19 protein-coding genes are annotated in these 24,071 nt (G+C 68.2%); 14 read left to right on the forward strand and 5 right to left on the reverse strand.

The genetic code is table 11. The features are described from left to right. Positions 1-29: 29 nt before the first annotated feature. The 5 genes from ABR737_RS33735 to ABR737_RS33755 all read right to left on the reverse strand — a co-directional run bounded on the left by ABR737_RS33735 (position 30) and on the right by ABR737_RS33755 (position 7,113). Complete coding sequence (locus ABR737_RS33735; RefSeq protein ID WP_350254718.1) at positions 30-1,880, reverse strand: glycoside hydrolase family 15 protein; 1,851 nt, start codon at positions 1,878-1,880, stop codon at positions 30-32. Beyond that, entirely contained in the window at positions 1,864-2,928 is a 1,065-nt protein-coding gene (locus tag ABR737_RS33740; protein ID WP_350254720.1) for a glycosyltransferase, read from the reverse strand. Before ABR737_RS33740 ends, ABR737_RS33735 begins: the two co-directional genes overlap by 17 nt. Positions 2,929-3,167: 239 nt before the next feature. Then, a complete protein-coding gene (locus ABR737_RS33745; protein ID WP_350254722.1) occupies positions 3,168-4,196 on the reverse strand; it encodes an aminoglycoside phosphotransferase family protein in 1,029 nt (342 codons plus the stop codon). Positions 4,197-4,709: 513 nt separating this feature from the next. Then, positions 4,710-4,955, reverse strand: coding sequence for a DUF5999 family protein (locus ABR737_RS33750; RefSeq protein WP_350254723.1), 246 nt, complete (start codon positions 4,953-4,955; stop codon positions 4,710-4,712). Positions 4,956-5,874: 919 nt separating this feature from the next. After that, complete coding sequence (locus ABR737_RS33755) at positions 5,875-7,113, reverse strand: helix-turn-helix domain-containing protein (RefSeq protein ID WP_350254725.1); 1,239 nt, start codon at positions 7,111-7,113, stop codon at positions 5,875-5,877. A gap of 596 nt (positions 7,114-7,709) precedes the next feature. Between ABR737_RS33755 and ABR737_RS33760 the strand changes: the two genes are divergently transcribed. The 14 genes from ABR737_RS33760 to eccCa all read left to right on the forward strand — a co-directional run bounded on the left by ABR737_RS33760 (position 7,710) and on the right by eccCa (position 24,058). After that, positions 7,710-8,144 (forward strand): NUDIX hydrolase, encoded by a 435-nt coding sequence (locus ABR737_RS33760; protein ID WP_350254727.1) that lies wholly within the window; start codon positions 7,710-7,712, stop codon positions 8,142-8,144. Between the two features lie 33 nt (positions 8,145-8,177). Then, positions 8,178-10,073, forward strand: a complete 1,896-nt coding sequence (locus ABR737_RS33765) for a radical SAM/SPASM domain-containing protein (RefSeq protein ID WP_350254728.1) — start codon at positions 8,178-8,180, stop codon at positions 10,071-10,073. Continuing rightward, complete coding sequence (locus ABR737_RS33770) at positions 10,070-10,693, forward strand: hypothetical protein (protein ID WP_350254730.1); 624 nt, start codon at positions 10,070-10,072, stop codon at positions 10,691-10,693. The genes ABR737_RS33765 and ABR737_RS33770 overlap by 4 nt, the downstream gene beginning before the upstream one ends. Continuing rightward, a complete protein-coding gene (locus ABR737_RS33775) occupies positions 10,690-11,421 on the forward strand; it encodes a hypothetical protein (protein WP_350254732.1) in 732 nt (243 codons plus the stop codon). Before ABR737_RS33770 ends, ABR737_RS33775 begins: the two co-directional genes overlap by 4 nt. Beyond that, on the forward strand, positions 11,418-12,062 hold the full coding sequence (locus tag ABR737_RS33780; protein WP_350254733.1) for a hypothetical protein: 645 nt from the start codon (positions 11,418-11,420) through the stop codon (positions 12,060-12,062). Before ABR737_RS33775 ends, ABR737_RS33780 begins: the two co-directional genes overlap by 4 nt. 12 nt (positions 12,063-12,074) lie before the next feature. Beyond that, positions 12,075-12,956 (forward strand): protein kinase domain-containing protein, encoded by an 882-nt coding sequence (locus ABR737_RS33785; RefSeq protein ID WP_350254734.1) that lies wholly within the window; start codon positions 12,075-12,077, stop codon positions 12,954-12,956. A 110-nt stretch (positions 12,957-13,066) separates the two neighbouring features. After that, a complete protein-coding gene (locus ABR737_RS33790) occupies positions 13,067-13,231 on the forward strand; it encodes a hypothetical protein (protein ID WP_350254736.1) in 165 nt (54 codons plus the stop codon). 102 nt (positions 13,232-13,333) lie between these two features. After that, positions 13,334-14,257: an aKG-HExxH-type peptide beta-hydroxylase gene (locus ABR737_RS33795; RefSeq protein WP_350254738.1), complete on the forward strand. Its 924-nt coding sequence runs from the start codon at positions 13,334-13,336 to the stop codon at positions 14,255-14,257. After that, positions 14,254-15,612 (forward strand): serine hydrolase domain-containing protein, encoded by a 1,359-nt coding sequence (locus ABR737_RS33800; RefSeq protein ID WP_350254740.1) that lies wholly within the window; start codon positions 14,254-14,256, stop codon positions 15,610-15,612. The genes ABR737_RS33795 and ABR737_RS33800 overlap by 4 nt, the downstream gene beginning before the upstream one ends. 191 nt (positions 15,613-15,803) lie before the next feature. Next, positions 15,804-16,676 (forward strand): aldo/keto reductase, encoded by an 873-nt coding sequence (locus ABR737_RS33805; RefSeq protein WP_350254741.1) that lies wholly within the window; start codon positions 15,804-15,806, stop codon positions 16,674-16,676. 271 nt (positions 16,677-16,947) lie between these two features. Further along, complete coding sequence (locus ABR737_RS33810; protein ID WP_109893193.1) at positions 16,948-17,226, forward strand: hypothetical protein; 279 nt, start codon at positions 16,948-16,950, stop codon at positions 17,224-17,226. A 174-nt stretch (positions 17,227-17,400) separates the two neighbouring features. Further along, a complete protein-coding gene (gene eccD / locus ABR737_RS33815; RefSeq protein ID WP_350254742.1) occupies positions 17,401-18,756 on the forward strand; it encodes a type VII secretion integral membrane protein EccD in 1,356 nt (451 codons plus the stop codon). Positions 18,757-18,812: 56 nt separating this feature from the next. Continuing rightward, positions 18,813-20,048, forward strand: coding sequence for a MinD/ParA family ATP-binding protein (locus tag ABR737_RS33820; protein ID WP_350254743.1), 1,236 nt, complete (start codon positions 18,813-18,815; stop codon positions 20,046-20,048). 35 nt (positions 20,049-20,083) lie between these two features. Continuing rightward, positions 20,084-24,058 carry a type VII secretion protein EccCa gene (eccCa, locus tag ABR737_RS33825; protein WP_350254744.1) on the forward strand — a complete coding sequence of 1,325 codons (3,975 nt, stop codon included), beginning with the start codon at positions 20,084-20,086 and terminating at the stop codon, positions 24,056-24,058. Positions 24,059-24,071 lie beyond the last annotated feature (13 nt).

Here is a 24,071-nt window from a genome sequence, read left to right on the forward strand (position 1 = left end):
GCTGCCCGCGGGGTGATATACGGGATACATCAGCCCCCCTCGCGCCAGCTTGCGACGTCGCGGCATCTCATCCCTGCGTCGGAGACGTGCGCCCTGCTGGCCGATATCCTGAGTGCTGCCTCGATCAGGCCGATATGGCTGAACGCCTGCGGGAAGTTGCCCACCTGGCGCTTGAGCTTGGGATCCCACTCCTCCGCGAGCAGGCCCAGGTCGTTACGGAGCGAGAGCAGCTTCTCGAAGAGCTTGCGGGCCTCGTCCACCCGGCCGATCATCGCCAGGTCGTCGACGAGCCAAAACGAGCAGGCCAGGAACGCCCCCTCGTCGCCTTCCAAACCGTCCACGCCGACGCCCTCGCCGGCCGTCGGATAGCGCAGGACGAAGCCGTCCTCGGTGCCCAGCTCCCGCTGGATGGCCTCGATGGTGCCGATGACGCGCTTGTCGTCCGGGGGCAGGAAGCCCATCTGCGGGATCAGCAGCAGCGAGGCGTCCAGCTCCTGGGAGCCGTAGGACTGGGTGAAGGTGTTGCGTTCCTTGTCGTAGCCCTTTTCGCAGACGTCCCGGTGGATGGTCTCGCGCAGGTCCTTCCAGCGCTCCAGCGGACCGTCCACGTCACCGGACTCGATCAGCTTGACGGTGCGGTCGACCGCGACCCAGGTCATGACCTTGGAGTGGACGAAGTGCCGGCGCGGCCCGCGCACCTCCCAGATGCCCTCGTCCGGCTCGTCCCAGTGCTTCTCCACCCACGCGATCAGCTTCAGCTGCAGGCTGACCGCGTGGTCATCGGGTGCCAGGCCGGAGGCGCACGCGACGTGGAGGGCATCGGTGACCTCGCCGTAGACGTCGAGCTGGAGCTGGCCCGCGGCGCCGTTGCCGACCCGCACCGGACGCGAATTCTCGTACCCGGGCAACCAGGTGAGCTCGTTCTCGCCCAGCTCCCGCTCACCGGCGATGCCGTACATGATCTGCAGGTTCTCCGGGTCGCCGGCCACCGCCCGCAGCAGCCACTCCCGCCAGGCCCGGGCCTCTTCGCGGTAGCCGGTGCGCAGGAGGGAGGAGAGGGTGATCGCGGCGTCCCGGAGCCAGGTGAAGCGGTAGTCCCAGTTGCGCACGCCGCCGATGCACTCGGGCAGGGAGGTGGTCGGCGCGGCGACGATCCCGCCGGTCGGCGCGTACGTCAGCGCCTTGAGCGTGATCAGTGAGCGCACCACCGCGTCGCGGTAGGGGCCGTGGTACGTGCAGTGCTCGACCCACTCGCGCCAGAATTCCTCGGTGGCTTCCAGCGACCCCTCCGGGTCCGCCACGGCCGGCGGCTGGTGGTGCGAGGGCTGCCAGCTGATCGTGAAGGCGATCCGTTCGCTCTGCGAAACGGAGAACTCGGAGACCACTGTTCCGTGGCGGGCGGTCGCACTTGCGGGGGTGTCCAGCCATACGGAGTCGGGGCCGGCAACCGCGACGGTCCGGCCGTCGACCGAGTGGACCCAAGGCACGACCTTGCCGTACGCGAACCGCATTCGCAGCTGCGAGCGCATCGGGACCCGCCCGCTGATCCCCTCCACGATGCGGATCACCTGGGGTGCGCCGTCGCGCGGCGGCATGAAGTCGATCACCCGGACTGTGCCACTTGGTGTGTCCCATTCGGATTCCAACACCAAGCTGTCGCCTCGGTAGCGGCGGCGGTCAACAGGTCGGGGGCTGGCGCCGGGAGCATGGGCCGGGCTGATGGACCAGCAGCCGTGTTCCTCGGTGCCGAGCAGCGCCGTGAAGACCGCCGGCGAGTCGAAGCGGGGCAGGCACAGCCAGTCGACCGTGCCGTCCCGGCGCACGAGCGCAGCCGTCTGCATATCGCCGATGAGCGCGTAGTCCTCAATGGGCATAGACATGGGTTTGTGTCCGATCGTCGTGCGGGAGCGTTCCGCGGGCAGGCACGGCAGCAAGGAACCGCCGGGTGACACGGCCTTTGGTGAACAGGCGGGCTTGTTCGTAAGCGGCCTGCGCGGCCTCGCAGTAGGCGCGGGAAGACGCGAGGAGAGCGCGGGCGAGGTTCAGCAAGGCGCGGGGCCCGTGTTGTGGTTCGGCAAGCAACGCCCGTTCTCGCTGCGCTGGACCGATGAGGTAGGGCAGATTTCCGCACCGGTATCCGATGACGGGGACTCCCACGGCCATGGCCTCAAGAGCCACCATCCCCAGTGAGCCGGTGGACGGCGTGATCACGATCGCGGCCCCCGAGAGCCAGGCGGGCACGGCATGCCACGGCAGCGCTCCGGACCAGCTCATGTGCGCCGCCAGATCCACCTGGCGCCGACAGGTCTCCGCCAGGACCATGCCGGCTGGTCCTGACTGCAGGTAGTGCGTTGCTGCCGCGACGCGCAACACGCACGAACTGGTGGTGGTCCCCTGGTGCCGTGCCGCTCGCAGCAGGGCAACAATGCCGTTGGAGGTGTCCCCCACCGCGCCCAGAATCCGGAGGTCCCCGGATTGCAGTCGGCCCAGCACACTGACGGGATTCGGTTCGGGCGGTTCATGGAGGAGGGCGTGAGGGACCACACACCACGTCGATGTGTCCCAGCCACGTTGGTGCGCCGCGTCGAGGACCGCTGCCGTCGGAGCCAGAACGACATCGGCCTGTGTCAGAGCTATCGCGTCGCGGTCGTCGAGCAGTCGGTCCACCGCCAGCACCCGGCACACCCCATCGGGGAGGTTCATGTGCAGCCGGCCCAGGCCCCACAGCGCGTCGGTGCACAGCACCGTGTCGGCGTTGTGCCGGTCGATCAGCGAGCGCAGCTGACGCTGAAGTCCCCACGCACCGACGCTGATTGCTTCCCGGAGCGTGTCTGGAGGGCAAGGCAGGCTGACGGGCAAGTCGATCTGCTCCACGACCACGCCCTCAAGCCTGGGGCCGAGCATTGGCGGGGCCGCGGTGACGATCACTGCCCGGTGTCCGGCACCCGCCAACCCGACGGCCAGGGCTGCGGCGGCCTTCACGGAGCCTGAGGCCGCGTTCATCTGCCAGGCCAAACAGACCACCAGCACGCTCCGGCGACCAAAAGCGGACGCCAATCCGCCCTGGCGGGGCCGAGGAAGCGCGATCGCGGATTCCTCAGGGCGCTGCGGGGGCTGCCACGGCCGGCACAGGTCACGGGTGCGTCGAGAGGCTGCGCTAGGCATGTTCACCAGCGCACCCCGTTCGCCAGCGACTTCAAGGTGGCGCGGGCGCGTTCGGTGACCTCGGGATCACGGACACGGACACCCTGTACCAGATTGTCGACAGCATCTATCGCGGCCAGGGCCGGCAGCACCCTTCGCTCCGGACCCGTCAGCTCACGCCCATATCCGCTGAAAAACATTCGCCGAAGCCGCGGAGATTGCACCCACGGTCCGAAAGCCAGCTGCACGAAATCATCGACGGCCACCGCAGGCCGCGCCTGCCCGAAAGCGAGCAGAGCAGCGCACCCGCTGGGCCCATCCCATAAAAAGTTGAGTTCCCGCGCGTCACCATGGACGAATGCCGTAGGGCACGCCTCCAGCTGGGGCAGCTCCCTGACCAGGCCAAGCACCATCTTCTGCTCGGCATGCGAGAGGAGGGCACCGGCCGCAGCTACGCCCTGCCCCGCGAATGCCGTCCGTGCACGCACCTCTGCCAGCACATCCACCGAGGCGCGGGGGGCGACCAGCGTGTCATGAAGCTCACGCAGCAGGTAGCCCGCTTGGCGGTGCACCCGGATGAGGTCGTTCATATCGAGCACGGCTGGTGCCACCGTCTCACCGGGCACTGCGGTCAGGAGCATCGCCAGCTCGCCGGGATTAGCCGCTTGGAGCCGTGGAGCGCGGCCGGGACCGAGAGCAGGTACCGCGAATCTGTAAGCGTGGACTTCGCGGTCATAGGAGGCTTTCGTCGACGCAATCTTCAGGAAGAACCGGGTGCCGTCCGCACAGGTCAGCTCCCACACCTTGGAGTTCGCGCGGCCCTGTGAGGCGTCCAGCACGCCCGTGATGGCGCCGAGCACACACGAGGCCCAATCGAGCACGCCGCCCGGAATGCTCATCTGCCGCTCGCTGGCGCAATTCCCAGTCGTGTCGCCCATCTCAGCGCAGACAGGCCGGCTGGCGCTCCTATCCACATCTGTGCGTGCGTGATCGACCTGCACTTTTGGCGCGTGGCACGGGTATCCGTTCGGGTTGCCCTGGAGGCGACTCATGAAGATTCCTCGAAACATCAGATTGAACGGCAGTGAACGGAGCGTTCAAGCAACGGCGGATACGGGCCCCGCTCTCATCGCCCGCATTGCGTCCAGCCGCTCAGCAAGAGCCCGGAAGTCGGTCAGAACGGTTGGATCTTGCGGAAGGAGCCAGAGACGAAAGGGGCGACACCCGCCTCGCTGCAAGCGCTGGCCGTCGTAGGCGCAGGACAGACATCGCCCCTTCACGCCTAGGCGTTCACCCAAAAAGCTCCGTTCGGCCTCCGGCTCCACCGGAATGTGCAACCAGCGGTGCTGCATGCACACGAGAACTGGACCTACGTCAGCGCCGACCGCAATGAGCGCCTCAAGGGCTGTGAGTCCAAGCATGGGGCGAACGGAAAGCGCCGCCCATTCCCGGCCTGGCAGCGGATCTGGATGTGGCTGCTCGTCGAGTTGGTGCCACCAGGCATACGTCGTTCTGACTCCAGTGGTCGATGGAGGCCACATAACGGTGGTCGAAGGCATCACACGTCACGCCCTCGATCCGGTGGGATACCGACGGCCGGAGGAGACCGGGCACCGCGACCTCGGGTTGCAGTAGCCGATGCGCTGCGGAGCGATACTGCTACCGTCGGGGCGAATTGCCCCGGTGTCGTTAAGGAGCAGGACACCGTTGCACAGGAGCGACCACCCTTGTTCCGGGTGCTGAGCGACTGGACGCGCGGCCTCGCAGTCAGACGCGTTGGAATCTGGACAGGGCGGCTGGTGCAGGCACATCTGAGATGATTCCTCTCTCGCGATTCCTTCGATGCATTTCCAGGTTTCTGTGCGGGGACCCGAGGGCGACCTCATCGGTGAATCGGCCACGCAACGCCGGGAATTACCGAAACCCTTCACAAAGAGGATCTCGGTGATAGGTAAAACCCTCAGATACCTCCTCGCAAATCTCCGTCGCTACCTCACAGGCTGATGTTTTGATCAAGCTCGTGAGACTCATCACGCGCTGTGCAACGCTCGAAGCGAGGAACGCTCTCGCGAGCAGAGTCCGAACAGCACGCTGCCCGAACACAGGAACAGCCTTCGCGGATCCACTGAGGGCCAATGCCGGACGGGCCCAAGTTGAAGAAGCGCGGAGATGCGCAGTTCTGTCTGGGAGCCGATTATTCCGAAGGGCCTTGTCGCTCTCTCCGAGCCTTACTGAGCGCTTTGCGCAGCCCTTCAGGATCGGTCAAGCCTCGTACGCTCTTGGGAAGTACGTGCCAGTGCAAGCCAGGGGGAGCTGATGCGCTGGCCGGTGGAACAACTACATGGCACTTGCGCCCAAGTGGGACAGTTTCGGGCTCGTTCCAGCGCGCAGCGACACCGGCGGGAACGAGAAAGTAGAGACGCGGCTCAGGGCCATCAGGCTGAAAAATCACAGCTCCGATCGAGACCGACTCCGCACGAAGAATGTCAATTGCTCGCCGCCCGATAGCCTCCGTCGCGCGAATGGCATCCCACCATTCACCAGCGGAGCAGAGTTCGGGCTCGTTGCCGATGGGCATCCACCGGGGCGGCACTATGGGTCCTGCACGATTTATGGCGGACATGAAATGGCCTCCTCAACATTCCGCGCTGAGGAGACCATTTCACTTTGTGGATGTAGTGCGCGGACAGACTGTGCGCACACGGTCACGCGAACGCCCTTGACAGGGGCTCACGTTGTGGTAAAGCCAGCCCAACTACCGAACGCCGAGAGCTCGTTGGAGGGGTGCGCATCCTGACGCAGAAGAGCTGCGACGGTCTCGCGAACGGACGGGTGGAAGCGTGTGTGGTTGGGGGCAACCTTGCGGGCACGCTTGAGGGCATCGAAGGCACCAGCACGGTCGCCCACGCCGAGCTTCGCGGAGGCCACGTCGATGAAGTGGTGGCTCGACCGCTCGCCCACCGTGGTCGACGGAGGAGCCCATTCTCCACCAGCCACTGGGGCCCACTCGGTCAGTCGTGCCAACGCTTGCTCGGTGTCACCCAGGTCGATCATGGAGTGGACCTCGTGGATGCGAATGTTCGTTGGACCAAACGACATCTCGTAGGCGAGGGAGTCGCGGTTGCCAGCCATTCTGGCCACGTCTTCCGCCTCCCGCAGATACGTGTCCGCACGTCCCGGATTGTTCTCGCGAGCTTCCAGCACGGCCAGCTTCAGCAGCAGTGCACCGTCGACCGCGAGAGCGTCGTTCGTGAAGGAACGCTCCGGCTGGAGTCGTTCAAGCTCATCTCGCAAGGTCAGCAGCTTGCGCCGAGCCGATGAATACGCGCCCTGCCGCAGCATCGCGCCGGCCACCAAGTAGCCGGATGTGATCTGCATCAGCGGATCGCCGGAGTGCTGTGCAGCCCAACGGACCCGCTCTAGCGCGGTGTTGGAAAGATCGTGATGTCCCATCTTGTGGGCCAGCGAATTCACGGCACGGTAGGCACGGGCGAGATGCAAGAAAGCCTGCGCCCGGTCACCGTTACGGCCCCCCAGAGCTACGTGGGTGAGTTCCGTGACAACCGGTGGGAGCAGTGGGCCCATCGGTGCGTAGCGGGCGTCGCGCCGCAAGGCCGCCACCTGATCGACCTCGGAAGCCAGTACCGCGAGTGGGCGCGGCGCAGCCTCGACGTCATCGGGTGTGTCATAGCAAAGCATGATCCGTCGCAGCTCGGGGATCACCGCGTGAACGCCATCTTCGGCCTCCGGATCGCCGTAGTACGGCTGCCCTGTAAGGACCTCAGTCCCGAAGCGCAGTGCTTTGGACAGCGCCAGGACCAGCGATGGCGGCGCCTTTCGCGCCCCGGATTCCAACTTCTGGATGTAGCTCGGCGAGACAGAGGCTTTCTGCGCCAGCTGAGCCGTGGACAGCTTCCGCGTCCTGCGGGCGACGCGGAGGCGGTCGCCCAGCATGAGGTTTTCATTCATCGGTAGATCGGTCCCTTCGCGATGAGGCGCACTCGCTTCAGAGTACGGACATTCCAGTTCCGCGCGACTGCCGTCGCCAACTGTTAACGGGGCTGGTGGCACTGGATGGCTAGACCAAGATCGCCTGGTGGGGCTGACTCTTCCCTACTTGGTGATCCCACGCCTTGCGGGGCGATTGAGAAATGGCACTTATACCTGCAATCGCGACATCATTTGGCGCCGGCGAGGGGCGCCCGGGGCCGGCCGTCAAGGGTCACCGCACGAAAAAGTGCGGACAATTTGTCCGCGAACGCCGATCACGCTGTGGAAGTATCTGCTTGCACTCGGTGCCGCACCGCCGTCGGCGCCAGCGAGAAGAGGCGATGCAAGCCCGCCACGGACGCACACACCTGCACCGCCCCATCTCACCGATTCCGCAAGCTAGTTCGACGATTTTCGCGCTGTCGTGACGCCTGGTCACCCGGCCTAGACTCGAGGTCGTTTGCCCGGCGTCGGGCGTGCGCCACCAGGGGTGCACGCCGCTTCACGCCCTGGCCTCGGCCGAGGGCACCGCCGGGTGGGCGCCCGGTTCCGATGAATGAATGAGGGGTGTTCCCGTGCCCGAGAAGGTCACCAAGGACAAGGTGCTGTGCTACGTCGTGCGCGACGGAAAGCTGCTGGTATTCCGGCACACCGAATACAGCTACGAAGAGGTCGGCATCCAGGTCCCGGCCGGCAGCATCCGTGAGGGCGAGACGCCGGATGCGGCGGCCCTGCGGGAGGCCCGCGAAGAGACCGGCCTGAAGGACTTCAAGATCGTGCGGAAGCTCGGCGAGGCCGAGTACGACATCAGCCCGTACCGGTTCGAACTCCAGCGCCGTCACGTCTTCCACCTGGAGCTGACTGAGCCCACTCCAGAGCGGTGGATGAGCCAGGAGGACCACGACGGGGAGCAGGAGCCCACGCACTTCGAGTGCTTCTGGATTCCGCTGGAAGCCGCCCACATCCTCCAGTCCGGCCAGGGCGCCCTCCTGGGACGCCTGTACGACTGATCCCCGTCCGGTCACGGCCCCGGGAGGCAGCCGATGCACCGCACCACCGAACAGCACGAGCATGATCCGATCGCCCAGATGTACCGCGGCTTGGACGCCGAGGATACCGACAGCGCCGTATCAGTGATCTTGAAGTTACGCGGTGAGACCTGCGACATCGACTGCCTGTACTGCTATGAGAAGCGCAAGGAGGCCCCGGGAGGAGCCCGGATCGACGCCGGCCAAGTTCGTCGGCTCGCCGAGCTCTTCCAGGGGCGTTCGCTCGCCGTGGAGCTTCACGGCGGTGAACCGCTGACCGCCGGCCGCGACCACGTCGCCGAGGTCCTGCGCGAACTGGCCAGCCAGCCCAGAGTGGTCCGTGTCTCGATGCAGACCAACGGCGTGCTGCTGGACGAACAGTGGCTGGACCTCTTCGATGCCCTGTACCCGGGCCTTGAGATCGGCATCTCTCTGGACGGGGACGCGGCGGGGAACGCCTGGCGGGTCGGCTACGACGGCCAGCCGGTCTACCCGCGCGTCGCCGCCGCGCTGCGGCTGCTGGCCAATCGCGGCCGGAAGACCGGAGTCATCGCCGCGGTCACCCCGGCCGTGCTCGGACGCGCCGAAGCGGTCCTGGACCACGTCGCCGGCTTCGAGGCGGTCAACGCCGTCAGCTTCGTGCCCTGCTTCGACACCTCCGTCCAGCGTCCCACCGCCACTCCAGGGCTGCGCATTCCGGTAAGCCGACAACTCCAGCGCACTGCCGTGCGCGGCCATGCTGGTCCCGCGTGGGCGATCAGTCCAGCCGAGTATGCCGAGTTCGTGCTTGCCGCCACGATCCGGTGGATCAGCGCCGGGTATTTCACCCGCCTGAAGCTGGAACCCGCTGTGTCCACCATTCGGCGGCTGCGCGGGCTAGACACCGGCTTCTGCCACTTCTCCAACCTCAAGTGCGACCATGTCTTCACGTTCTACCCGGACGGCCGCCTCGGCAGCTGCGACGAACTGCCCTGGCCCCAGGCCGTGATCGGCCGCCTGGACCAGGTGCCCGACCAGGACGCGGTCATTGCCGGGCAGCGGCGGCTGCCCCTGCTGAACCAGGGCAGGGGTCTGATGGAGCGGTGCACTACCTGCGCCTACCGGTCCGCGTGCGGCGGCGGCTGTGTGGCCACTCGCTGGCGCCATGACCAAGCTGGGTGCCAGGACGCCTACTGCGACTACCGGATGCGGATGATTGACGGCATCGCCGCGATCCTCGCCCAACCCGCCCACCCGGAGGGCGCCTGGTGCCGCACCATGCGTTGGCGCCCCCGTACCCCGAACAGCATGCGCGACGTTGCTGCCTTCCTCGCCCGCTGGGACCGCGCCAACGCGGCCAGGACGCCTGTGCGGCTGCACACCAGTGCGCACGGCAACATCAACACTGTGGGCTTGCCCGGCATCCACGAGGCCGACGACCTCGACCCGGCCCACCCCCAGTGGCGCGAGGCGATCGAGCCCGGGGTGCGGCCTCTGATCGACACCGTCACCCGGATGTGGGGACTGATCACGTACGACAGCTGCCAGGGCCACGCCTACACCGGCCTTGACCTGGAGCCCGCCGAACGCAGAGTCGGCATCCTCCCGCGCAACCGAGCCGAGTACGCCCAAACTGCCGCGGCCCTGTGCCGCGCGGTCACCGCGGCCGCCCCTACCTTGCCCGCCGCGGTGCAGGTGACCGTCGGGCGCGCGGAGCTGACCTGCGAGGCCACGAACCGGACCACCCACGTGCTCGACCTGGCACTGCGGCTGGCCCCAGGCCATGACTGGCCGGCGTACTTCGACGCCGTGGACGCGGCCACCGAGGCTGTCGCGGACGCGCTGCGCGGCGAGGCCCCTTCAGCTGGCCGCTGCTGTTCCTGCCCAGTGCCGCAACCCACCGCTCCCTCCTCCGAGGAGATATCGGCGTGAGCAGTGCCTCGGACACGCTGACGATCCACCAGTTACTTGGGCGGATCGTGTACTTCCACGCCCTGTTCATCGAACCCGAGCTTCGCCCCAGCATGCCGCCCGCGCCGGGTCCGGCGTGCTGCAACCACGCCACCGCCCCGGGGCAACTCTCCGTCGGTGAGCTGCTGCCGGACTCCGCCTGGAGGGCCCTCGTCGAGGTGGCGGCCACCCTCCCGGCACATCACCGGCCGTGCCCGAAGGCCACAGGCGCCTGCTGCGCCACGTGCCACGTCGCCTCTGCAGCCACAGCGGTCGCGGCCGGATGGGCACAGACCGAGTGCCACAGCTACCGGCAGGCCAATCCAACCGAAACTTTCCTGCGCGACTGTGGCCACGCGGCGGCAGCCCGTCTCGGGCGGGTCTTCGCCACCCAACACGCAGCCCACTGCCCGGCGTTGGATCGGCTCACAGTGCCGGAGGCGCTCCCCGATACCGAGGAGCTGCCGCTGACCGGCGAACTGCTGGCTTTGTGGGCCGAACCGACAGCCACCACCCGCCACCCCGTGGCGAGTTGGCTCAACCACTGCACCGGCCTGGACGACGTCTGCCGAGTGCTCGAAACGAGAAGGACCGACCCGTGATCCACATCGCCGAGACCGTCGCGGTCGGCAGCATCGAGGGATTCCTTGGCTCCGAGGAGCAGACCCGGCTCGCCACCGCGATGGATAACTTCCTCTCCTGTGAAGCACGCGCCCGCTTCGGTGCAGAACGGACCACCTCCATCCACGAGATCCCCGGCCACTCCCACAAGCAGGCGATGACGGTGTACGAGCCAGCCGGGCGGGTGGAGATACCGCAGATCCCGGCCGAGGCCGAACAGGTTCTGCAGCACGCCTTCAACCGTGCCCGCACCGCCCTGTCCCGCGTCATGCCGTCAATCACCGCATGCCGACCGTGGACGTACGTCGAGTACGGTCCCGGCCAGCACATCACCGGCCACCTCGACGGCATCTCCCCCGACCCGATCGCCTGGCCGAGACAGATTGCCGGAATCAGCGTCGTGATCAGCGAAGCGGAGGCCGGCGGCGCCTTCTACGTCGAGAGCTCCTCCAGCAACCGCCTGTGGGACACCCGTCTCGACCAGGCCGCGGACCACGGCTACGCGGACGGCATGTGGCTAGCCCACGACGGGGCCGACCATTCCGCCGACTGGTTCAGGCAGATGCCCCGCACCCGTTGGAGCGTGAGTGCTGCCCCAGGCACCGCCCTACTGTACGGATCCCAGCTCACCCACGGCACCGAGCCAGTGGCCCGCGGCCGGGTCGCGAAGTTCATCAGCTGGCTGATCGCCGAGAAGCACGAGGGGTGAGCCGCATGCTGCTGGCCCTGGAGGGGATCGCCGGAGCCGGGAAGAGCACGCTGCGTGACCGGCTCTTGTCCGCGGCCATGTCCGAGGGCATCCGCCTCGGACACATCGGCCAGTTCGCCTGGCTGTCGCTCGAGGCCACCCGCGCCCTCACCGGTCTGCGGGGCGGGCGACCCGCGCCGACCGGCGAGCAGGCGCTGTCCGCCGCCCGTCGTGACCTGGAACTCCACGCCTGCCACAACCTCGCCCCCGCCCTGTCCCTGGGCCCGGTGGTCGCCGACCGGCTCACCCTGTCGACCGCCTGCCTGCTCTCCCTGCTGCACGACCGTCCCGTCGCCGACTACGTCCGGAATTTGGCCGAGGTGACGCCGGCGCGGGCAGAGCTGACCGTCCTGCTGACCACCGAGCCCGAGCTGTGCCATGCCCGGCTCTCCCAACGGGCCACCTCGCGCCGCTTCGGTGAGGATCCGCCGACCGCCGCCCGGCTCGCCGACCTGTACGAGCAGGCCGCCACCGCCTGGACCGAGACGACCGGGCTGCCCGTGCTGCGGCACCCGTGCACCGCCGAGCCCGACCTCGACCTGCTGACCGCCGCCTGCCTGGACCAGCTGCGTGCAGCCGCCCCGCGTACGGCGCGAAGTTAGAGGAGCCGCCCCATGCACCTGCACCCCCTTCACCCCGCCGTCTGGGTCCTTGATCAGCTCCGTGACACCGGGTGGCAAGCGCACGATCTGCTCTCCTTCACCCGCGCCAGCACCCTGGTGCTCGTCAGCCGCGGCGGCGCGTCCCCGGTGGTCCTCAAGGCCGGCTTCGGCAGCAACCACGTCCTGGCCGAGCTGGACGAGGACAGCCGCAAAGCCGCCTACGGCTTCTACTGGTACGCGGAAATGACCGAGGCCGAACGTGCCCTGACCCGCGAGGACTTCCGCCACGAGATCGCCGTCATCCGCGCCGCCGCAGGGGCCGAGCACATAGTGCCGCTGCTGGAGGGGGGCAGCACCGACCGGTTCGACTGGTACACCATGCCGTTCTGTACTGGCGGCAACTTCCGGCCCTTCCTGACAGCGGCCGATGGCCACGACCAGGTGGCGGCCGGGCTGGGCATCTTGGCTGACGTCGCCGAGGGACTACGGGCCCTGCACGAGCGCGGCATCGTGCACCGCGACGTCTACCAGGAGAACATCCTCATCCACGACGGCCGCGGGCTGATCACCGACCTCGGCGCAGCCCGCCTCACCCACACCCCCCGCGGGCCGGCTGCCCGCGGCCCCGAAGTCCACTGGCCCCCGGAGTACGCGACCTCCTACGACCGTGCCACCCCGGCCGCCGACGCCTTCAGCCTTGCAGTCCTGATCTACCGCTTCCTCTGCGCGGACATCCCCCGGCATGGCCACTCGCGACTCGGTACTGCCCCCACCGGCCTCCAACCGGTGATCTCCGCGGCCCTGGCTCCCGCTCCACAGCACCGACCCGCGATGAGCGAACTCCGCGACGCCCTGTCCCAGGCAGCCGCTTCGCTGACCAAGCCCGGCCACTGAACCACGCCCTCGGAGGGATACCGCAGTGAACACCGCACGTTCGCCGCCTCACCCCCGGCTCCAAAGGTGCACGGCCCCAACACCCCTTTCAGGAAAGGACGAGCACACTCATGAACGACCGGATCAGCAACTTCCTCGCCGCCGTGGACGACCTCCGCAGCGACGACAAGACCGTACGTACCACTGCCCACACCTCCAGCGTCTCCGCCGAGGGCTGGCCTACGACCGAGGTCCCGGCAACCACCGACGCTGCCACGGGCACTGACGCCGCCTGACCGCCGCGCACCACACCGGCGGCAGGCCGCCGGTGAGCATCTCCTGGGGTCGGACCACCACGGTCCGGCCCCAGGCCCCGCCCCGACGGAAGGACCCGACTCGTGGACGCGCCCACCACCGCCTTCTCGTATGCCCCCATCCAGAGCCTGCACCGCGACCGCACCCGGCGGATCCACGCCGTCGTCCAGCCCAACTCCCTGCATCCGGCCGACACCGCCGCGGCCTCGGTGACGGCCGGAGCCGACTACTGCCTGGCCCACCATGTCCTCGAAGGCGCCGAGGCGGCCGCCCGCGCCCGCGACACCACCACCTTCGACTGGTACGGCGCCCACCCCGACGCGAACACGGCGACGCTGTCCACCTCCACGGCCGTCGGGCCGCGCATCGTGATCAACCCCGACCTGGACCGCCTGCCCCGTTCGGCGTTTTCCGAGACCCCCTACTACGTGCTGGGCCCCGACACCACCGCCGCGCGGAAGGACCTGCGCGAGTTGGCCACCGCCGCATACAACGCCGGTGCCCAAACGGGATTCGGCCCCCTGCTCACCGCCCATGCCGTCGTCTTGGTCCTGCTCCGGCGCAAGCAGCTCGGCGACACACTCGACAGCTGGACCATCACCCGCCTGCCCGGCACTGTCTTCAGCGATCACGTTGACGAGCCCATCGTCCTGGCCCGCGACCTCGTCCACGAATCCGGCCACAACTGGCTTAACGACGCCCTCGCCGCCACCGCCAGCAAGATCAGTGACGAAGCGCAGTTCTACTCACCGTGGAAGAGGACGATGCGCCCCGCCTTCGGCTTCCTCCACGCCTGTTGGGCCTTCCCCCTCACCATGATCTACACCGCCCGCGTCCTGTCCCAGACCACCGGCGCCCTGCATCAGTTCCTGACCGCCTACCTGGACCAGCAGCGCGGCCTGCTCGCCCCGACCGCCGACGACCACGCCCGCGTGCTCGCCCTCATCCCCGACAACGGCCTACGCCAGCGTCTGCACGCCGTCCATCACGAGGCCCTCAGCCTGTGAACCACACCGACGCCCCCACCACTTCACCGGCTACCAGCCCCGCTGACCGAGCACACGAGCCTGGCCTCATCCTGCGCATCCACCCCGCCGGCCAACGCCCGGTACAGGCGCACATCGGAGCGGCCAGCCTCGAACTCAGCGCGCCCATCGGGGAGAACACCGCCTTCAACGTCGGCTCTGTCGCCAAGCAGATCACCGCGTACCTGTGTGTGCACGCAGCGCGCAACGGTCTCCTACACCTCGGCCAGCCGGTCGGCGACATCCTGCCGCGCTTCCGCATCGCAGGCGTAACCGTCGGCGACCTCATCCAGCACCGGGGCGGGATCCGCGACGCCGAATCCCTGCTCTCACTGGCCGGCTTCCGCGACCTCGACCACTACACCGCCGACGACCTGCTGCAACTCGCCTACCGCCAGCAACACCGCGCCGTCGAGCCTGGCAGCTTCCTATACAGCAACACTGGCTACCTCCTCCTCGGCGAGGTGCTCAAGCACGTCCACGGTGCCGCCGGGCTCCAAGAAGTCGCCGACGCACAGGTCTTCACCCCGCTCGGGATGCCCTCTGCCCGCTTCAAGAGCGATCCGCGCGAGGTCATCCCCGGCGCCGCCTCGACCTACCGCCCTACCGTCGACGGCTGGCTCCACCAGCAGGCCCCGGTCACCTTGCCCGGCCCCGGCTCGCTCTGGTGCACCGCCACCGACCTGGACCGCTGGCTCGACCACCTGTGGCACGAGTGGCAGGCCCGTGCCGACGTTGCGCTCCCGTTTGGGCAGCACATCAGCTACGAGCCCAGCGACCACCACCCCTTCACCTACGGAGCTGGCCTGTACGCCGATCCCCGCCCCAAGCGCACCGCCGTCTTCCACTACGGCCACGAACAGGGGTTCTCCTCCACCGCCCACCTCACCAGCTCAGGGCTCCGCGTCATTTGCATGTCCAACCACAGCGGAATCGCTGCCGACCACGTCGTCGCCACCACCCTCGCCAACCTCAGCCACCACCCCGAAGCCGACCTGGGCGAAGTCCTGCGCCGATCGCTTCGACAGCGCCCCAAGCCACCGCCCGCACCGGTGAACCGCCCCAATCTCGACGCGCCGCACATGCCGCTTGGCACGTACGCCTGCGAGGACGTGCCCGGCACCGTCCGCCTGACCCGCAGCGAGGGGGCGCTGTACCTATGGCGTCGGGGAACCCGCGACTATCTCACCCGCAGCGGGCCCGCGACGTACACCGCGGACGGCTACACGCTCACGCTCACCACCTCGCCCGCAGACAAAAGCGTGCCCTCGCCGGACGGCTTCGTTCTCGATCTCGACCGTGCACCCGGACTGCACTTCCGACGACACCCGGACTGACCAACTCCCAACCACACCGCTCTACAACAAGCCGCTTCGCCACCATCACGCCACTGTCTTCCGCGCCCCGTCGCCAGGCGAGGCATCACCCCGTAGCGGCACGGCGGTCGGACTTCGGCACTCCAGCCTGACTGCCCCGTGGTTCCGGCGCGCAGCTACTACACAGTTCGCAAGTGAAAAAGATGGGTCACATGAGCCACCAGAACACTTCCCGCCCCGCAGACGCTTCCGGCACCTTCGCCCTCGGCGGGGACCTGACCATCAACCGCCTCGGCTATGGCGCCATGCAACTCACCGGCCCCGGAGTGTGGGGCGAGCCGAAAGATCCGGCCGAAGCGATCCGGGTGCTGCGCCGTGCCGTCGAGCTGGGCATCAACTTCATTGACACGGCCGACTCATACGGCCCCTTCGTCAGCGAGCGACTCATCCGCGAGGCCCTGCACCCCTACGCCGACGACCTGCTCATCGCTACGAAGGGCGGGCTGACCCGCCCTGGCCCCGACGACTGGCGCCCCGTAGGCCGGCCCGAGTACCTGCGCCAGCAGATCGAGCTGAGCCTGCGCCACCTCGGCGTCGAACGCATCGACCTCTACCAGCTGCACCGCATCGACGAGCAGGTGCCGCTCGCCGACCAGCTGGGCGAGCTCGTGCTGCTCCAGCAGGAAGGCAAAGTCCGCCACATCGGCGTCTCCGAAGTGACCGTCCAACAGCTAAAGGAGGCCCGTACGCTCGCGGACATCGCCGCCGTGCAGAACCTCTACAACCTCGCCAACCGCAGCGCCGAAGACGTCCTTAAGTACGCCGAGCGCGAGAACATCGCCTTCATTCCATGGTTCCCCATGGCCACCGGCGAGCTCGCCCGCTCCGGTGGCGCGCTCGACGCTGCTGCCAAACAGCACGGCGCCAGCCCCTCCCAGCTCGCCCTCGCCTGGCTACTGCACCGTTCTCCGGTCATGCTCCCCATCCCCGGCACCTCCCAGACGGCCCACCTGGAGGAAAACACTCAGGCGGCCCGCATCACCCTCACCGACGACGAGTGCGACGCCCTGGCCGCCGCAGTCTGACCACCAGCACGGCATCAGTAGGTCTGGCATTGGTGAGGGAGTCGTCTTCCGCCTGGAGGACGACTACATGGGTAACGCCCAATCAGGTCTCGCACACAGTCTCGAAAGGGAGTGGACGATGGTGCCCGACGAACCGACAGCGCGTCGGCTGACGCGGAAGGGTGCCGGCGCGCGGAGTGCCTCAAATTGACGGTGGGCGCGTGACCGTCGATGGCCGAGGGGCACCGACAATGACTTGAGACAACGGACGACTGAGGCGACGGACGAGGAAATGGCGCGGGATTACGACAGTCAGCTGCTGGAGTCAGTGGCAGTACGCCGCCGCAGGATGAGGGATGCCCTGTTGTTCGGCGCGCAGCGAGTGCGGCGCACGGCAGACGAGCGGCTGGGGAAGGTGTTCGCGGGGATCGCGATCACGGCTGTTCTGTGCGCGGGGTGCGTGGGGTGGTCCTTCCTTCAGCACACGCTGGGGCAGCAGAAGGCTGAGCAGGAGAAGCAGCAGCGGCAGGTGCAGCCGTACGAGCAGCCGACGCGATCGGCGAAACCCTAGAGGTCCACAGATTAGATTCGGACAGAGTTTGCAGCGTTCCTGGGAAATGGTCGAAGAGCTCCCCGTGGCGGGAGAACGGTTCCCTGAGGTCGGAGTCGGAATGGACGTCAGCAGCACGGGCATGTGCAGTTTGGCCCGAGGGTTCGTCAACGCCGCGATGATAGGTTTCGGTAAGTGGTGAGCAGAGCAGCGAGTTCCCGGGCGCAACTGAGCCGAGTGACGTTGGTCGGCGAGCGACGCCGGGCCGATGTCGTTCTGCTCTCCGATACGCCGATAGGGCAGCTGATCCCGGATGTGCTGCCGTTGCTGGGCGATCGACCCGCATCGCGGCCGGTAGCTCGGCAGTTGATGACGTCCGACGGCTCTGTACTGCCGTACGACAGCACGCTGGCGTCGGCAGGGGTAGCCGACGGCGCCGTGCTCCGGCTGGTGACGACGCATTCTGCGCCGCCGGCTCCCGTTGTGCACGACGTCACCGATCAGGTAGCTGATGACCTCGATCTGCGGTCTTGGCGCTGGCGTCCGGCTGCGCGCCGGGCCATTGCGGGTGTGGCGACTGTCGCCTTCGCGGTGATCGCCGCGCTGCTCGCCCGTCGTGAGTTCCCGCTTGGCACCCTGGTGGGTGCTCTGTCAGCTGTATCGCCTGTGCTCCTGGCGGCCGGTGCGCTTGTCGCGAAGATCGGACGGGGAAACCGGGGACTGGCGACGGCGCTCCTGCTCGCCGCTGGCGGGCTTGGTGTTCTCACGGCGTGGACGGCTGCCGATGCGTTCGGCTGGCCGGGTACCGCGCGGCTCGCTGCCGTGGCGGGTGCGCTGGTCGTGACGCTTGTGTTCCTTGGTTACTTCTCTCCGCTGGGCAAGGGAGGGCTGGTTGGTGCGGTGACCACGGCCGCGATCGCCATTGTGTGGGAGGCGGTTGCCGCTGTTCAGGGTGATCCGGCCCGGCTCGGTGCCGTGATGGCTGTCTTCTCTTTGGTGGTGCTCGGTGTGCTGCCGCGGCTTGCGCTGATGGCGTCGGGGCTCACCGCGCTCGATGACCGCCGCTCGGGCGGTGTCTCTGTCAGCCGTCACCAGGTAGGGACTGCGCTGGCGGCGACGCACCGCGGCCTTGCCCTCTCGACGATCGCTACTGCGTTTTCGGCAGCCTCCGCCGGGTGGCTGCTTACGCTGGCCGGGAAGCCGACCGTATGGACCGTGCTGCTGGCAGCCCTCGTTGTTGTGGTGCTGGTGTCGAGGGCGCGAGCGTTCCCGCTGGTCGTTGAGGTTGTTGCGCTCTTCGCTGCTGCGTCGTGCCTGGTGGTGCGCCTGGTGACGTGGTGGATGGAGCATGCGGGGGGTGTCGGGCCGCTGGCTGTGCTGTGCGTGGCTGCGGTGCTGCCGTTGGTCGTTTTGGCGGTGCAGGTGCCCGAGCATGTGCAGGTGCGGCTGCGGCGTATGGGCGATCTGGTCGAGTCCGTTGGCATGGTGGGGCTCTTCCCGCTCGCCTTTGGTGTGTTCGGTGTGTATGGGCAGCTGCTCAACCAGTTCTGACAGTTCTGAGTCGATGTGCTGGCGCTCGGGAGGGGCGGCACAGGGGGGGAACAGGCATGCCGAGCGGAGACGGCTGGCAGGGTGATGTTTTGCGTGACCTGAGGGGCGGCGTCGAGCAGGGTGCACAAAGCCCCGGCGGACAGGCGTACCGCGCTTCCGCGCCGGGTCCGGGCCTGCATGCGCAGAGCGCCCAGGCGCAGGACGTCACCCCTCGGGGTGATGCACCCCGGCAGGCTGCCTACCCGTACCAGGGGCAGGAGCAGCAGGCCAGCCCTCAGGACGGATGGCCGCAGCGGGCCGCGCACCAGGAACAGAAGGAGCACGCTCCGGTGGCGCACACTCCTGGCCCTCACCCCCCAAGCTCCCCTGGCTCCCGCCCCGTGGTGGACAAGGGCCTGGCCGGCGCGGTACGCCTCAAGCCGCAGCACGGCGAATCCTTCGCCGCGCGTGCCGCACGCGCACTGCGCCGTACGCTCTCGTCGTCGGCCGCGCGCGAGGTCGCCGAGATTACCCGCACGGCACAGGTGCTCCAGCAGCCGGTGACGACCGGCCGGCAGATCGCCGTCACCTCGATCCGAGGTGGATCCGGCAAGTCGACCGTCGCCGCGCTGCTCGGCACCACGTACGCGCACTACCGACAGGACCCGCTCCTTGTCCTGGAGGCCGATCCGGCACTTGGCTCGCTGCCGCTGCGGCTCGGCGCCGAGGCTCTGCGCTGGACGACCAGTGATATCGCGGACATCGTCCAGCCGAACATGTCGCTGCTCGACGTCACCGGCTATCTCGTCCAGCTTCCCAACAATGCCTGGCTGCTGCCGGCGAGCCAGGGTCAGATCGGTGTGATGCTGGATAGCCGGGCGTACGAGCGGGTCGTGGTGGCGCTGCGTCGCTACTTCGGTGTGATGGTCATCGACTGTGAGACGTTGCCCGCCGAGGTCGGCCGGGTCGCGCTCGCTGCCGCGCATGGCCGTGTTCTGACCACACCTGCCACGCCGGAGGGCATCCGCAGTACGTATTCGGTGCTGCAGTGGATGCAGGGGCTGCCGCGGCATGTGATGGCCAGCACGGTTGTCGTGCTCACCGAATTGGTGCCCCATTCAGGGCTCGATCTGGACGAGGCCGTCCAGATGCTCAAGTCCACCGGGGTAAGCGTTCAGGTTCTGCCGTATGACCGGCACTTGGCGGCCGGCGGCCGGCTCCATACCGAACTGCTGGCTCACCCGACCAGGGAAGCCGTCGCTCGCCTTGCCGCGGACGTGTTCCAGCTCTCCCTCTCCCAGCAGCGTCACTGACAGATGCCGAGCCCGATCGTGAATGACGGACGACGATGACTACCCGACTGATCCACCGCCCGGCCAGGGCCACCCGCCCCCCGGCCGCCTCCGAGGCGCGCATCATCGAGGCCCCGCCCAATCTCCCTGAGGGGAAGACGGGCAATATCGCGATGTCGCTGTTGCCCGTCGCCGGTGTCATGTCGTCCGTGGTGATGATGACGGTCGTGCGCAACAGTCAGTTCGCGGGGCTCGGCGCGATCATTCTTGTGGTCACCGTCATCGGCTCCGTCGCACTCGTCTTCTCGCAGCGGGGCAAGGCGCAGCGCACCCGCCGCACCCAGCGTGAGGCGTATCTCGCCTATCTGGAGGACCTGCGCGAGGAGCTCTCCTACCAGGAGCGCGAGCGACGCGAGCGCGCCGAGGTTCTCAACCCGCCGCCGGCCGCTCTCTACGACATCGTGCGCGATCCGGCCCGTATATGGGAGCGCCGCCGCGTCGACGGCGACTTCCTGCACGTGCGCGTCGGCACCGGCGAGATGCCCGTACGGGATCTGGAGATCGCCCAGCAGGGCTCGTCGGTCCTCACCCCGCCCGACCGCTTCATGCTCAACGAGGCGTCGGCGCTGATGAGCCGCTTCCGCACCGGCACCGAACTCCCCCTCACCGTCCCACTCGACCGTGTCGGCGACATCAGCGTCATCGGCCCCCGCGAGGACTGCTTGCGCCTCGCGCGCACCCTGCTCGTCCAGACCGCTGCCATGCACGCTCCCGATGACGTGGCGATGGCCCTCGCCGTGCCCGGCGACCGGCTCGCCGACTGGGAGTGGGCCAAGTGGCTGCCGCACCTGCTCGACACCGAGCAGTACGACGGCCCGGTAGCCGCGCGCCGCATCGCACCCTCCGCGCCCCAACTCGCCCGGCTGCTCGGCCCCGAACTGCGCCGCCGCGCCTCCTATGCGGCCGAGGTCCGCCGCGGCCTCTCCGGCGATGACGCCCTGGCCATGACCTCCCGGCTGCTGGTCGTCGCCGACGGCCACGGTGCGGACGCCGTCGACCTGCCGCGTCCCGACGAGGCGGTCGGCCTGCGCGAGATGGGCGTCACCGTCCTGCATCTGCTCGAACAGCGAGTCCAGGAGCCCGGAAACGTCGGCGTCCGCATCACCGTCGACGGCGATCAGGTCGTCATCGACGACCTGCGCGGGCAGCAGCCGGTCGGCTCCCACGGCACTGTGGACGAGGCCGGCATCCCATTCGCCGAGGGCCTGACCCGGATGCTTGCGCCACTGCGTCTGTCCGCCGAATCGCTTACCGACGCACCCCTGACCGGGCCCGTCGACTTCGCCGACCTGCTCGGCATCGACGACATGGCGCAACTCGACCTCCCACGCCTGTGGGCACCGCGCGGCGAACGTGCCTTCCTGCGTGTACCGATCGGCGTCAACGACTCCCGCGAGCCGGTGTTGCTCGACCTGAAGGAGTCCTCCGAGCTCGGCATGGGCCCGCACGGCCTGTGCGTCGGCGCCACCGGCTCCGGGAAGTCGGAGCTCCTGCGCACCCTCGTCCTCGCCCTGGTGGCCACCCACCCGCCGGAGGACCTCGCCCTCGTCCTCGTCGACTACAAGGGCGGTGCGACCTTCGCCCCGTTCGCCAACCTGCCGCACGTCGCCGGAGTCATCACCAACCTGGAGAACCAAGCCGGCCTCGTCGAACGCGTCCACGCCTCCTTGGCCGGCGAGGTCAAACGACGCCAGCAGGTCCTCAAGGACGCGGGCAACATCGCCGACATCGGTGACTATGCCGCGCTGCGCGCCCACCAGCGGCCCGACCTCGAACCGCTGCCCCACCTGTTCGTCGTCATCGACGAGTTCGGTGAACTGCTCACCGCCAAGCCGGACTTCATCGACCTGTTCCTGTCCATCGGCCGCATCGGGCGCTCCATCGGCGTGCACCTGCTGCTGTCCAGCCAGCGCATCGAGGGCGGCAACCTCAAGGGTCTGGACACCTACCTCTCGTACCGGCTCGGCCTGCGCACCTTCTCCGCCGACGAATCCCGTACGGTCTTGGATACCACGGACGCCTTCCACCTGCCGCCGCTGCCCGGTTTCGGCTACCTCAAGGTCGACACCAGCCATTACGACCGTTTCAAGGCGAGCTATGTCTCGGGCGCCTACCGCGGCCCCGTGCAGCGCGGGGAGGAAGAGGACACCGGGCCCCTCGCCCTCCCCTACGAGACCTTCAACTCCACGGCCGGAGCGAAGGACGCGAGCGCGCCGGAGCAGACGGTGCGGCGCCGCGAGATGGGGCCGACCGAGCTGGGCGTCATGGTCGAGCAGCTGGCGAACGCCGCCGGTCCGGTGCGCCGCATCTGGCTGCCGCCCCTACCTGATGCGATCACCCTGGACAGGGTCGCCGGACCCCTGGATGTCGGCACACGCGGTATGCAGCTCGCGGGGCGCCGCGCCCCACTGGAGGTACCTCTCGGTCTGCTCGACGATCCGGCCAGACAGTGGCAGGGCCAGTGGTACCTGGACCTCACCATGGCGGGTGGCCACGCCGCCGTCATCGGCGGCCCGCAGTCCGGCAAGACCACGCTCCTCCGCACCCTCGTCCTCTCACTGGCGCTGACCCACACCCCCCAGGAGGTCGGCGTCTACGGCCTCGACCTAGTGGGCGGCGGCCTCGCGGCCCTGTCGGGCCTGCCTCATGTCGGAGGTGTCGCAGGTCGCGTCGACCGTGAGCGGGTGGCCCGCACCATCGACGAGGTGCGAACGATGCTCGCGGCCAGGGAGGAGCTCTTCCGCGAGCACGGCATCGACTCCGTCGATCAGCTGCGTGCCCTGCACGCGGCGGGCCGGCTGCCCCAGCTGGCCTCCGCCGAGGTCGTCCTCGTTATCGACGGCTTCGGCGCGCTGCGTGACGACTTCGAAGAGTTGGAGGACGCCGTTGCCGACATCCTCCAACGCGGTGGTGGTTACGGCATCCACGTCGTGGCGGGCATGCTCCGCTGGAACGACGTGCGCATCGCCGTCCAGTCGAACTTCGGCACCCGCGTCGAACTGCGGCTCAACGACCCCAGTGAGTCCAGCATCGACAGCAAGTTGGCAGTGACCCTTTCGCCCGATGAGCCCGGTCGCGTCCTGACCGCCGGCAAGCTCTTTGCCCAGGTCGCGCTTCCCCGTACGGACTCGCTTGCTGACACCGCGGACCTGGGCGCGGTTCTGGAGCGTGCGGCCCGGTCGATCCGCGCCACCTGGAGCGGTGAGGTCGCCCAGCCGGTGCGGGTGCTGCCGCACCGGCTGGAGTCCCACGTCCTGCCAGGCCCGGTCGCCGAACCCCGGCGGGTGCCCATTGGCCTGGACCAGACGGCGCTCGACCCCGTTCTGCTCGACCTGTTCCAGCACGACCAGCACCTACTGGTCATGGGCGACAGCGAGTGCGGCAAGACGAACCTCCTGAAGACCATCGCCGGCGGCCTGATCGAGCGCTACAGCGAGGACGAGCTGGTCTTCGCCGTCATGGACCCCAGGCGCAGTCTGCGCGGCGCGATCCCCGACGAGTTCAACGGCGGCTACGCGTACAACGCCAAGCTGTGCGCGGGCCTCGCCACCGCGGTCTGCACCGAGTTGAGCAAGCGGCTACCCGATGACGGCGCAGGTCTTGAGGACCTGGAACCCGGCAGCTGGGGCGGCGGTCCGCGGATCGTGGTCCTCATCGACGACTACGACGTACTCACCACCGCCGGCCAGGAACCGCTGGCCCCGTTCCTGCCGTACATCCCGTCCGCGGTGGACATCGGCCTCCACTTCGTCCTCACCCGCCGCGTTGCAGGAGCCTCACGCGGCATCTACGAGCCTCTGGTGCAGGGCCTGCGCGAGTCAGGTTCCTCCGCGCTCCTCATGGCAGGCGACCGCGGTGAAGGCCAGCTGTTCCCCGGCGTCTACGCCTCCTGGCAGCCGCCGGGCCGCGGTGTCCTCATCCGCAGGGGCCAGAGCAACCGCCTGATCCAGACCGTGTACTCCCCCGCGTGACATACAGGAGAGC

This window comes from Streptomyces sp. Edi2 (assembly GCF_040253635.1).
GTDB lineage: Bacteria > Actinomycetota > Actinomycetes > Streptomycetales > Streptomycetaceae > Streptomyces.